The sequence below is a fragment of the Mycetocola sp. Y442 genome (genome assembly GCF_056898615.1).
Genome location: NZ_JBXHBV010000001.1, coordinates 1,251,421 through 1,263,734 on the forward strand (window position 1 = coordinate 1,251,421; position 12,314 = coordinate 1,263,734).

Below are 12,314 nucleotides of genomic sequence, written 5' to 3' on the forward strand. Positions count from 1 at the left end.
GGAAATACTTTAGACATGGCAACGAACAATCCGGCGTTCAAGAACCCGGCATTCACGCGGTCAAACGCAATGGCCGTGCAGACGGCAAGCGCGTCCGAACTGCAGGACATGTACAACCGTCCAACCGCGGGCGCAGCATCCGCTGACCGGATGACGGTCGAAGACACGATCACCAAGAGTGCTATCGCGTTCGGCGTTCTCCTCGTCGGCGCTGTCCTCGGCTGGGCCGCCGGCATGCCCCTCCTGACCATCGGTGCAGCCATCGTCGGCTTCGTTCTCGCCCTGGTCAACACCTTCAAGAAGGAGCCGTCCGCTCCGCTGATCCTCGCCTACGCCGGCGTTCAGGGCATCTTCGTTGGTGGCATCTCCGACATGTTCGACGCACGCTACTCGGGAATCGTCGCCCAGGCCGTCATCGCGACGCTCGTCGTCGTCGGTGTGACCCTCGCCCTCTTCGCGAGCGGCAAGATCCGCGCGTCAAAGAAGGCGACGAAGATCTTCCTCATCGCCATGGTCGGTTACCTCGTCTTCTCGCTCGTCAACGTCGGAATGCAGATGTTCGGCCTGACCGACAACGCATTCGGCCTTCGCGGAGCTGAGATCGCTGGCATCCCCCTCGGCCTCATCCTCGGTGTGCTGTGCGTGATCATGGGTGCATACTCCCTCGTTCTCGACTTCGACTTCATCCAGAGGGGCGTGCAGAACCGCGCACCGCGCAAGTACGGCTGGTCCGGCGCATTCGGAATCATGGTCACGGTCATCTGGCTGTACATGGAAATCCTCCGCATGCTCGCCATCACCCGCGAATAACAGCATCGAGAATGCCCCTGGGTCCCCGCCGGATGTGCGACCCAGGGGCTTTCTCATGCCCGGTTCCACAGTTTCACCTTCACTCTGCGAGGCATCAATGGCACGTCGCCCATCCACTCATCCCCCACGCCTCGACACACTGCGCGTCGTGGAGCGGACGCCAGGTGATGCCGACTCGCTCGACACCGACGACGACCGCGAGCTCGAGGAGTTCAGCGGCGTTGACCTCTCCGACCGCGACCTCTCCGGCATCACGCTCCGGGAATGTTCGCTCGACGACGTCACCCTCACCGATGCAAACCTCCGCGGGTCCCGCCTGATCGAGTCGGTGCTCACCGGCGTCAACGCCCCAATTCTGCGTTCGAGCCGGTCGACCTGGCGCGACGTCACCCTCAGCCGGTCACGGATCGGCTCCGGCGAGCTGTTCGACGCGACCTGGCAGTCCGTCCGCATCTCGGGCAGCAAGCTGGGCTACGTCAACCTGCGCGGCTCGTCGCTCACCGACGTCCTGTTCGAGGATTGCACCATCGACGAGCTCGACCTCGGCGGCGCCACCGCCACCAGGGTCGCGTTCACCGGCACCCGGGTGCAAACCCTCGACCTGACGCGATCGACGCTCACCCACGTCGACCTGCGCGGACTCGAGTTCCAGGCCATCCACGGTCTCGAAGGCTTGAAGGGCGCGACGGTCAGCGAGTACCAGCTCAGCGAGCTCGCGCCGCTCTTCGCCACCCAGCTGGGAATCCTGGTCGAGGGATAGGCCGGCCGACAGCATCCGCCTGATCGATACGGATGCCGTCAGTCAGGACGCGCTTCGCTGCCTCGCGCGATAGGCGGCGACGTGGGCCCGGTTACCGCAGTTGCCCACGTCGCAGTAGCGACGCGAGCGGTTGCGTGACAGGTCGACGACGACGGCGCTGCAGTCGTCGGAGGCGCACTCGTGGAGCCGGGAGAGCTCCTGGGCACGAACGAGGTCGACAACCGCCATCGCAGCCTCGACCTGCGCGCGTCTGGCCACCGCGGCCGATGACTCTGTCGCGTGGATGTGCCATTCCCAGTTGTCGTGCCGGACAAGCTGCGGCAGCGCGTTCGCCTCACGGAGCAGCTCGTTGACGAGCGCGACGACACCGTCCTCATCACGCGTCCAGAGCTCCCGCAACCGCCCGCGGAGAGCGCGCATCTCCTCGAGTTCCGGGGCATCCCCTGCGCGGTAACCGGTGAACTCGAACCGATCAAGGAACCCGGCGAGTTGCTCGGTGGTCGCCAGCTCGTCATCTCCACTGTGTGAAGCACCGGGAAGGGTATTGATCAGCGCGGCGGTGGTCACCAGGGAGACTTCGGTGTCATGTGCAAAAAGCATGTTGACTCCTGACGAGGTGCGGGTCTAGTGTCATGACCATAGCCCAGATTACTCCTGACAGAAAGCAGAGCGGCTTGCGGGCCGCGCGAACCAGATGACAACTACCCGAATCGAGACCCCGAGGACGGATGCCGTTCGGCCCGCGCCACGCGGTCAAGCGTCGGGCATCGTCATCGCGCTCGCGAGCGCACTGATGTTCGCGCTCAGCGGCCCGGTGGCCAAGTCCCTCATGGACTCGGGATGGTCGCCCGGTGCTGCGGTTCTCGCGAGGATCGGCGGGGCCGCGCTCGTGCTGCTTGTCCCGACCCTCGTCCTCATGCGGGGCCGATGGAAGACCCTCCGCCGCAGCGGGAGAACCATCGCCATCTACGGCATCGTGGCGATCGCGGGGGCCCAGGTCGGGTTCTTCAACGCTGTCTCGTATCTGTCGGTTGGCGTTGCGCTCCTCATCGAGTATCTCGCTCCCGTTCTCCTTGTCCTGCTCGTCTGGGCGCAGACCCGTCGCCGTCCCGGTGTCCGCACCATCGCCGGCACCGTGATCGCCATCCTCGGCATGGTGCTCGTTCTCGACCTCACCGGTGCAGAGACCGTCCATCCAATCGGTGTCGCGTGGGCGCTCCTCGCGGCGGTGTCGCTCGCCACCTACTTCGTGCTCGGCACGAAGATCAGCGATGACCTGTCCCCGCTCGTGCTCGCCGGTGGTGGACTCATTGTCGGAACCGTGGCCGTCGCGGTCTGTGGCGTGATCGGGCTGCTGCCGCTCGCGTTCTCGACGGCGAACGTGACCCTGCTCGATCACGAACTGCCCTGGTACGTGCCCCTCCTCTCGCTCGCGCTGATTTCGACAGCGGCCGCCTACCTCACCGGCATCATTGCGACCGCTCGCCTCGGCACGCGGATCGCCTCCTTCGTCGGCCTGTCCGAGGTCGTGCTCGCAGTGCTCGTGTCGTGGCTCCTGCTCGCCGAACTGCCCAGCCTCCTGCAGCTCCTCGGCGGGCTCGGTATCCTCGCCGGTGTCGTCCTGGTGCGCATGGACACGTACACCCCGCCGCCTCGCAGAGGCCGAGTCACTCCGACATAAGGGACCCGAGCCCCTCCGAGATAAGGAGATAGCGGCCACACAAGGACGCCGGCCCCGTAACAGTCCTTGCCTCGCCCCTTTGTCCTTCTCTCAGCCTCAACCGATTAACAGGAGATCGCACGCCAATCAGGACGAACTCGCGAATACCGTCCTGATAACCGTGCGATCTCCTGGAAGTCCCCGCCTTCGCCCTCACACGCATCCCGACCCTCAAGCCTCACGCAGGCGGAAAGCCGATCGTTTTCGGGGTGCCGAGTTATGGCGATTTCAGGACCGGCTCGTCTCTCGGCTGGGCGGCGCGGTTAGAACGAAACAGGACCGCTCAGCGAGCCGGTCCTGGAATCGTCATTGTCTGAGCTGAGGAGAAAATGATCGGCTTTCCGCCGTCACCCCTACTCCCACTCAATAGTTCCCGGTGGCTTCGACGTGACGTCGAGAACGACGCGGTTCACGCCGTCCACCTCGTTCGTGATCCGGTTCGAGATCTTCGCGAGCACGTCGTACGGCAGTCGCGTCCAGTCCGCCGTCATGGCGTCCTCTGAGCTGACCGGGCGAAGGACGATCGGATGCCCGTAGGTGCGTCCGTCTCCCTGCACGCCGACCGAGCGAACATCGGCGAGAAGCACAACAGGGCACTGCCAGATTTCGCTGTCGAGACCGGCGGCCGACAGCTCGAAGCGAGCGATGGCATCCGCCTTGCGCAGCAGTTCGAGACGCTCAGCGGTGACCTCACCGACGATGCGGATACCGAGGCCTGGGCCGGGGAACGGCTGGCGACCGACGATGACCTCGGGAAGCCCGAGCTCGCGACCGATCGCGCGGACCTCGTCCTTGAACAGGGTGCGAAGCGGTTCGACGAGCTCGAAAGTGAGGTCGTCGGGAAGGCCGCCGACGTTGTGGTGGCTCTTGATGTTCGCGGTTCCGGTTCCGCCGCCGGACTCGACGACATCCGGGTACAGGGTGCCCTGCACGAGGAATGCAATGGGGTCACCGTCGTCCTCGAGCGACTCAGCAATGAGGTCTGCCTGTGCCTTCTCGAAGGTGCGGATGAACTCACGGCCGATGATCTTGCGCTTCGTCTCCGGGTCGCTGACACCGGCGAGGGCGTTGAGAAACTGCTCACGAGCGTCGATGGTGATGAGACGCACGCCGGTTGCCGCGACGTAGTCCTCTTCGACCTGTTTGCGCTCGTCCTGGCGGAGAAGACCGTGGTCGACGAAGACGCAGACGAGCTGGTCGCCGACGGCCTTGTGCACGAGGGCAGCGGCAACAGCGGAGTCGACTCCCCCGGAGAGGCCGCAGATGACCTTGCCGGTGCCGATCTGGGCGCGAATGCGCTCGACCTGCTCGGCGATGACGTTGCCGGGGTTCCAGTCGGAGGGGATGCCGGCGGCACGGTGCAGGAAGTTCTCGAGCACGTTCTGGCCATACGCCGAGTGCTTCACCTCGGGGTGCCACTGCACACCGTAGAGCTTGCGCTCGTCGTTGCCGAACGCGGCGACAGGGGTCGACGCCGTCGACGCGAGGACGGTGAAGCCCTCCGGCGCCTTCGCGACCGAGTCGCCGTGGCTCATCCACACGGTTTGGTCGGCGGGCTGCCCGTCGAGCAGGACGCCACCGTCGGTCGAGAGCGATGCGTCGGTCGATCCGTACTCGCGCAGGCCGGTGTTCGCCACCTCGCCGCCGAGTGCACGGGCCATGACCTGGAAGCCGTAGCAAATACCGAGCGTCGGCACGTCGAGGTCGAAGATTTGCGAGTCGAGAGCGGGGGCGCCGTCTTCGTACACGCTCGACGGTCCACCGGACAGGACGATGCCGACGGGGTTTTTCTCGGCCACCTCAGCTGCGGTGATCGAGTGAGGCACGATTTCGGAATAGACCCCCGCTTCACGCACGCGGCGTGCGATGAGTTGGGCGTACTGGGCGCCGAAGTCGACGACGAGAACGGGGCGGGCGTTGGTTGCCTGCTCGCTAATGAGATGCCTCCACAGGGTTGGAATTTGGTGCAGCAGATGAAACGGATGCCGTGCGCTCGGCACGTGAGGCGAGGTACGTGCGCACCTCGCGGGCAATCCGTGATTCGAGGAAGAACGACAGGAACGGGATCACTCCGCCGAGGGCGAGGATGATCAGCCGGGGGAATTCCCAGCGCATCAGGCTCCACAGCCGGAAGTTGCTGAACAGGTACAGGACGTAGAACCAGCCGTGCGCGATCAGGATCCCGGTCGAGAGGTTGATGGCCTGTGCGGATCCGCTCGGCACGAAGGCCAGGAATCCGTATGCGCCGCCGAGTTCGAGTTCGAGCCCGAATGCGTACTTCATCAGCATCTCGGCGCAGAGCGCGAGCAGCATGATTCCCGTGATGATCGATGCGATCTGGTAGAACTTCAGTGCGCCGGCGATCCGCGGCAAAGCGCTCTCGCGAGGTTCAAGTGGCATATCTCTAGTCTACGTGTCCGATTCTGAGCGTTCGAGCTCAGCCTCTTCCTCACGACGCGTCCAGGCATCCTTCACCAGGTGGTACCAGACGAAGACCGCGAAACCGGCGAAGACGATCCATTCTGCGGCGTAGAAGATGTTCAGCCAGTTGAGCGTGACCCCTTCTTCAACGGGCGGCGCATCGATGACGGTGAGCCCCTCAGGCGCCTCGTCCGCAACGACGTATCCGTTGTAGACGGGCCTGTCCCCGAGGTCGCTCCAGATGTTGACGAACGCGGCCATCGACATCGTCGTGATTTCGAACGGGTCGGCGTCATCCTCCGGCAGTTCAGGCGCCTGTGACGCGTTGAGTCTGCCGGTGACGGTGACGACGGATGCCTCGGCGCGAGCGTTCAGGCCAGTGACAGCGTCGTCAGCAACGTCCCGGTCGGGTGTCCAGCCGAGCGCGACGGCGATGGAGGCCTGTGGCTCGGCGTCCGCCTGGAGGTGCCCGGTGACCCAGTATCCCGTCTCACCGAGGTTCAGGCGCTCGCTCACGACGAGGTAATCGCCGGGCACCAGGACCCCGTCGACCTCGACCAGCTGGCCGATGACGCTGTCGCGGAGAGGACCGCCGGTCTCGGCGACGTCCGCGAGGGGCCGGACCCGCTCGGTGGGCTGGTCGACGGTTTCTGTGGAGGTCACCGCGCGTTCGAGTTGCCACTGGCCGAGCCACGCGAACGCACCTGACACGAGCAGTGCGAGCAGGAGCATCGCGATCCAGCGTGGCTCGAGCATTGTGCGGAACAGGGTCTTGCGGGGTTCGGCCGGGTCAGCCGGTGCCGGGGTGTTGCTAGTAATCGTCGTCTCGCTTCGTCTTTTCGGGTGGGGTGTCACGCTGGTTCATCGCCTGCTCGACGATTCGGTCGATGGCCCGCGCCGTCGCGGTCGATTCGGGCGCGGAGTCGCCCGCCGTCGCGGCGTCGACGAGCGCGATCTCTTCGGCGAGCATCGGATCGCGGGGCCGAACCGGGGTTTTGCGCTTGGTACGGAGCACAGCAGCGCCGATGCGTTCGGAGTTGGATGCGAGGAGCGGACCCATCACGCTGACGACGAGCACGTAGAGCCCGGCGAACGGTTGCAGCCGGGGGTCGAGCCCGGCCGTGAGCGCGAGAATGGCCAGGATGAGGGCGAACTCACCACGGTTCATCAGGATTGCTGCCGCGTTGATTCCGGCCTGTGCGCTGAAGCCGTAGAGCCTGGCCATGAACTGACCGGCGACGACGTTGAGCACGAGCGTGAGGACGACGGCGATGATTACCGGCCCGATGACGAGCGGGAACTCGGTCGGGTCGAGGCCGAGGCCGAAGTTGAGGAAGAAGAACGCCCCGAAGACGTCACGCAGCGGCACCGACACATGCTCGATCTTGGCGCTGTACCGCGTCGCGCCGAGCACGAGACCGATGAGGAAGGCGCCGATCGCGTCGCTGACACCGAGCACCTCTCCGAGCCCGCCGAACATTACGGCGAGCCCGAAGAACAGAATGGTGAACAGCTCATCGTCCTTCGTGCGGAACAACCGCCCAACGAACGCTCCTCCCCACCGCGCGATGCTGAACATCACGACGAGGAAGGTGAACGCAATGGCGAGTTTTCCGACGACGAGCCATGGTTCGTTTTCACCGCTCAGCACGACAGAGACAATCGCAAGGTAAATCGCAAGGAAGATGTCCTGCACCACGGTGACGCCGAGGATCATCGGCGTCTCGCGGTTCGCGAGGCGATTGAGTTCGATGAGCAGCTTGGTGACGATCGCGCTCGATGACGTCCCGATGATCCCGGCGATGATGAGGGCTTCCTTGGTACCCCAGCCGAGCGCGAAGCCGAAGACGAGGCCGGCTCCCATCAACAGAACGAGGTAGGAGCCACCTGAGATCAGCAGCTTCCCGGCGTTGCCGAAGAACTCGTCCTGATCGAACTCGAGCCCGAGGTTAAACAGAAGCAGAATCAGGCCGAACACGGCAATGAGTTCGATGTACCCGCTCTCAAAGTTGAGCGGAAACCATCCGTTGTTCGGGCTCGCGAGAAAGCCGACGATCATGTAGATCGGGATGGCGGGAAGCCCGATGGTTTTGCCGAGCCGTCCCAGAATGTACGCGGCAACCAGCAGAGTCCCGAGAACGACGAGATCGGTTCCCAGGTGGGAGGCTTCTCCTGCTGCGGTTGCGATCATCCGCGTCACACTCCCGGCGGACTGTCTTGAGAACCGGAGAGGCGTGATGCCCCGGTGCGGAAGAACGCGAACGCCTTCGCCACCTTCTCAGGGCTTCCGGCCACCACGAGCGTGTCACCGGGGAACACCCGGAAATCCTCGCTCGGCGCCGGGTTCGCCGACTCTCCACGAACAACAGCGACGACGGTCAGGCCGACGATTCCGCGGTCGGCCGGGTCGCCGAGTGGTTGCCCGGCGATGTGGTCGTCGTAGTCGACGGTGAACCAGTCGATGCTGAGGCCGGGAATGCGATCGAGAGCGCTCAGCGATTCGGTGATCTGGGTTCCGCCGAGCAGCTCGGCGAGAGTGTGCGCCTCGTCTTCCCGAAGCCTCAGTGACACCTTGCTGGCGTCGGATCCGTCTTCGTCGTCGGCGAAGGTGATGAGATCGCTGTGCCCGGAACGGTGTGCGATCACGCCGACCTTGCCTCCGTCAGCGGTGATGAAGGTGTGCAACACTCCCACACCGGGGAGCTTCACCCGACGAACGTCAACCATGGCCGGACTCCTAGGGTATGTGGGAAGTCCTCCCAGTCTATCCGAGCGTTACCGGCAATCCGGAGGCAGCGCGCGACCGCCGCCCGTCCCCGGGCGGCGGTCGACCGAACTGCGGGATGAGCTACGGAGCGACGATCTCGGGAGCTTCGAGCCGGATTCGGTCGGCTGATTCGTCATCAGGTTGTTCCTGCGACGCCCGCTCCGCGGCCACCCGCGCGAGGTAGACGGCAACCTCGTGGTCCGTGCGCTCCTGGTCCCAGTCGAGCACCTCGGCCATCAGCTGAGCGGCAACGGGGGCCGCAGACACGCCGCGGTCCCAGGACTCGATCGAGATCCGGGTGCGGCGAGCGAGGACGTCGTCCAGGTGGAGCGCGCCCTCGTGCGATGCGGCGTAGACAACCTCGGCGCCGATGTAGTCGTCAGCTCCCGGCAGTGGATCGGCCAGCTCCGGCCTCGTCCTGATCAAATCGAGCAACTCGTCGGTGAGCACACCGTACCGGTTGAGCAGGTGCTCGATCCGCGCGGTGTGCACGCCGAACGCCCTCGCGATCTTGGCACGCTTATTCCATGCCGCCTGGTAGCCCTCCGCGCCGAGAAGCGCGATGTTGTCCGTTGTGGATGCCGGGACCTTTCCGTCGAGGGCGTCAGCGGCCGCGTCAATCGCGTCCTTCGCCATGACCCGGTATGTCGTCCACTTGCCACCGGCGATCACAACGAGGCCGGGCACCGAGTGAGCGACGAGGTGCTCGCGGGACAGCTTTGATGTCTGGTCACTCTCGCCGGCGAGCAACGGCCTGAGCCCCGCGTACACACCCTCGACATCGTCACGAGTCAGGGGAACGGCAAGGATCTTGTTCACGTGCTCGAGGAGGTAATCGATGTCGGCAGCGGTAGCCGCTGGGTGCGCCTTGTCGAGGTTCCAGTCCGTGTCCGTCGTGCCGATGATCCAGTGCCTGCCCCACGGAATGACGAACAGAACGCTCTTCTCGGTGCGGAGCAGAAGGCCCATGGTCGACTGGAACCTGTCACGCGGAACGAGGAGATGGATGCCCTTCGACGCGCGGACCTTGAACTGGCCACGCTCACCAACCATGGCCTGGGTGTCGTCGGTCCACACGCCGGTTGCGTTGACCACCTGCTTTGCACGAACGTCGAAGCGCTCACCGGTCTGAAGATCGTGTGCCTTCACCCCGACGACCCGCTGGCCCACCTTGAGGAAACCCTCGACCCGAACCCGACTCGCCGCGTGAGCCCCGTACGAGGACGCGGTGCGGACGACCGACATGTTGTAGCGCGCGTCGTCGACCTGGGCGTCGTAGTAAGTGATCCCGCCGACGAACGCGTTGTTGCGGAGCGAAGGAATCGCCCGCTGCACCTGACGCTTGAGGAGGTGGCGGTGGTGCGGCACACCGGGCGGGCGGCCGCCCGTGTAGCTGAACACGTCGTACAGGAGCATGCCGGCACCGATATACAGGCGCTCGAACAGCGGTCGGTTGAGCGGGTAAAGGAACCGCACGGGCTTCACGAGGTGAGGCGCGATCCGCTGCAGCAGCAACCCTCGCTCGATGAGCGCCTCGCGGACCAGCCGGAAGTCGAGTTGCTCGAGGTAACGGATGCCGCCGTGGACAAGCTTCGATGACCGGCTGGATGTCCCGCTCGACCAGTCGCGTGCCTCCAGGATGCCGGTGGACAGGCCGCGCGTGACGGCATCCAGTGCGCTTCCCGCCCCGACGATGCCGCCGCCGACGACGAGCACATCGAGTTCCTTGGATTTCAGCGCTTCAATGGCCGCCGCACGCTCGACCGGGCCGAGCTTCGTCGAGTGACTCACTGTGTTGGAATTGGCCATGACTGCCTCTCCTGGCAACCGAGCCTGCCACGGTCGCCGGACGCTCATTGGTGATGGCACCGACAGGCTACGCCACCCCTCTTCCACTCGACGCTAATGCACGCCTCTGACCCTGACAACAGGCTCAAGCAGGGAATGGCCTGTGGGCTGCGTACGCGAGCCCTGTGCGCTCCGGCCCTTAACAATCACGGCCGCGTGTGCTGGACTCGACGAGCACGCACCACACGAGAACGCACCGGCCTGAGAACGTACGAGTCTGAAGAACCGAGGGATCATGGCAACGATCGCAGCGAACATCGTCGACACGCTTGTGGCGAGCGGGATAAAGCGGGTGTACGGCATCCCAGGAGACTCGGTCAACGGATTCACGGAGGCTCTCCGCGCTGACGGCTCGATCGACTGGGTGCTTGTCCGGCACGAAGAAGCCGCGGCTCTCGCCGCGTCCGCTGAGGCGGGACTCACCGGGCAGCTGGCGGTGTGTGCCGCCAGTGCCGGCCCGGGAAACCTGCATCTCATCAACGGGCTGTTCGACGCCCAACGGTCGCGGGTTCCCGTGCTCGCTCTTGCCACCCACCTCCCGAGCACCGAGATCGGCAGCTCGTACTTCCAGGAGACCCACCCCGAGGAACTCTTCCGGGAGTGCAGCGTGTACTGCGAGCTCGTGAGTTCGGCGGCGCAGATGCCCCGCATCCTCGAGATCGCGATGCGGACGGCGATCGAGAAGAGGGGTGTTGCCGTTGTCGTCATTCCCGGTGACATCCTCCAGCAGAAGGCTGAAGCGCCGAGAACCGTATCGATCCGGCCGACCCACAGCACGGTTCTCCCGGACGCGGACGGACTCGCTGAGGCTGTTCGACTGCTGGATGCCGCGCCACGGGTGACCATTCTCGCCGGCGCGGGCGTGGCAGGAGCACACGTCGAGGTCGTTGCGCTCGCCCGCGCCCTCGGAGCACCGATCGTGCATGCCCTGAGGGGCAAGGAACACATCGAGTACGACAACCCGTTCGATGTCGGCATGACCGGACTACTCGGGTTCAGTTCGGGATACCGTGCGATGGAGAGCTGCGATGCCCTGCTCATGCTCGGCACCGACTTTCCGTACCAGCAGTTCTACCCCGAGAAGGCCGTGAAAATTCAGGTCGACGTGCGGGGCGAGCAGCTCGGCAGGCGAACTCCGCTGGATCTCGGCCTCGTCGGCACGGTGCGCGAGACGGCTCGCGCCCTGGAGAGTCTTGTCCAGTACAAGACGAACCGCGACCACCTCGAGTCGTCGCTCAAGCACTACCGGAAGGCGCGAAAGGGCCTCGATGACCTCGCGACCAACGACAGCAATCGTGCACCGATTCATCCGCAGTACCTCGCCAGACTGGTCGACGAGACGGCGAACGACGACGCTGTGTTCATCCCGGATGTTGGTTCACCCGTGGTCTGGGCCTGCCGCTACCTCACCATGAACGGCAGGCGCCGCCTGATCGGTTCGTTTACCCACGGCACGATGGCCAACGCTCTCTCGCAGTCGATCGGCGCACAGGCGTCCCACCCCGGGCGCCAGGTCGTCGCGCTCGCGGGCGACGGCGGCCTCACGATGCTGCTGGGGGAACTCGTGAGCCTCGCCCAGAATCGATTGCCCGTCAAGATCGTCGTCTTCAACAACTCGTCGCTCAATTTCGTCGAGCTCGAAATGAAAGCGGCGGGCCTCGTGAATTACGGCACGGGACTCGTGAACCCGAACTTCGCCGACGTCGCGAACGCGATGGGCATCCACGGCCAGCGCGTCGAGCGGCCGAATGACCTGGCCGCCGCGCTCAGCGCAGCGTTCGCGCACGACGGACCGGCCCTGATCGATGTCGTGACCGCGCGGCAGGAACTCTCCCTGCCGCCGTCGATCACCGCCGAGCAGGCGAAGGGCTTCACGCTCTACGCGATCCGCACAGTACTGTCCGGCCGTGGTGAGGAACTCATCGACCTCGCGAACACCAACGTGGTCCGCAGGATCCGCGGCTGACGCCCCACTCTATGCGGGCGGT

11 protein-coding genes are annotated in these 12,314 nt (G+C 65.0%); 4 read left to right on the plus strand and 7 right to left on the minus strand.

The features are described from left to right. Positions 1-15 precede the first annotated feature (15 nt). Positions 16-810: a Bax inhibitor-1/YccA family protein gene (locus AC1X6S_RS05945; RefSeq protein ID WP_483404837.1), complete on the plus strand. Its 795-nt coding sequence runs from the start codon at positions 16-18 to the stop codon at positions 808-810. Between the two features lie 148 nt (positions 811-958). Continuing rightward, positions 959-1,570, plus strand: a complete 612-nt coding sequence (locus tag AC1X6S_RS05950) for a pentapeptide repeat-containing protein (RefSeq protein WP_483404838.1) — start codon at positions 959-961, stop codon at positions 1,568-1,570. 42 nt (positions 1,571-1,612) lie between these two features. On the opposite strand, the gene AC1X6S_RS05955 is transcribed toward AC1X6S_RS05950, so the two are convergent. Beyond that, positions 1,613-2,170, minus strand: a complete 558-nt coding sequence (locus tag AC1X6S_RS05955; RefSeq protein ID WP_483404839.1) for a CGNR zinc finger domain-containing protein — start codon at positions 2,168-2,170, stop codon at positions 1,613-1,615. A 94-nt stretch (positions 2,171-2,264) separates the two neighbouring features. On the opposite strand from AC1X6S_RS05955, the gene AC1X6S_RS05960 reads away from it, so the two are divergent. Further along, positions 2,265-3,251: an EamA family transporter gene (locus AC1X6S_RS05960; protein WP_483404840.1), complete on the plus strand. Its 987-nt coding sequence runs from the start codon at positions 2,265-2,267 to the stop codon at positions 3,249-3,251. Between the two features lie 392 nt (positions 3,252-3,643). Here the strand turns inward: AC1X6S_RS05960 and guaA are convergent, their stop codons facing one another. The 6 genes from guaA to AC1X6S_RS05990 form a co-directional block, all read right to left on the minus strand. Continuing rightward, positions 3,644-5,227, minus strand: coding sequence for a glutamine-hydrolyzing GMP synthase (gene guaA, locus AC1X6S_RS05965; RefSeq protein WP_483404985.1), 1,584 nt, complete (start codon positions 5,225-5,227; stop codon positions 3,644-3,646). Further along, positions 5,223-5,690: a DUF3817 domain-containing protein gene (locus AC1X6S_RS05970; RefSeq protein ID WP_483404841.1), complete on the minus strand. Its 468-nt coding sequence runs from the start codon at positions 5,688-5,690 to the stop codon at positions 5,223-5,225. Before AC1X6S_RS05970 ends, guaA begins: the two co-directional genes overlap by 5 nt. A gap of 9 nt (positions 5,691-5,699) precedes the next feature. Continuing rightward, positions 5,700-6,566: an SURF1 family protein gene (locus AC1X6S_RS05975; RefSeq protein ID WP_483404842.1), complete on the minus strand. Its 867-nt coding sequence runs from the start codon at positions 6,564-6,566 to the stop codon at positions 5,700-5,702. Further along, on the minus strand, positions 6,523-7,902 hold the full coding sequence (locus AC1X6S_RS05980; RefSeq protein ID WP_483404843.1) for a cation:proton antiporter: 1,380 nt from the start codon (positions 7,900-7,902) through the stop codon (positions 6,523-6,525). Before AC1X6S_RS05980 ends, AC1X6S_RS05975 begins: the two co-directional genes overlap by 44 nt. A gap of 5 nt (positions 7,903-7,907) precedes the next feature. Further along, positions 7,908-8,438, minus strand: a complete 531-nt coding sequence (locus tag AC1X6S_RS05985; protein ID WP_483404844.1) for a cation:proton antiporter regulatory subunit — start codon at positions 8,436-8,438, stop codon at positions 7,908-7,910. Positions 8,439-8,559: 121 nt separating this feature from the next. Continuing rightward, entirely contained in the window at positions 8,560-10,287 is a 1,728-nt protein-coding gene (locus AC1X6S_RS05990; RefSeq protein ID WP_483404845.1) for a glycerol-3-phosphate dehydrogenase/oxidase, read from the minus strand. A 274-nt stretch (positions 10,288-10,561) separates the two neighbouring features. Here AC1X6S_RS05990 and poxB point away from each other — a divergent pair, with 274 nt between their 5' ends. Continuing rightward, on the plus strand, positions 10,562-12,292 hold the full coding sequence (poxB, locus tag AC1X6S_RS05995; protein WP_483404846.1) for a ubiquinone-dependent pyruvate dehydrogenase: 1,731 nt from the start codon (positions 10,562-10,564) through the stop codon (positions 12,290-12,292). Positions 12,293-12,314 lie beyond the last annotated feature (22 nt).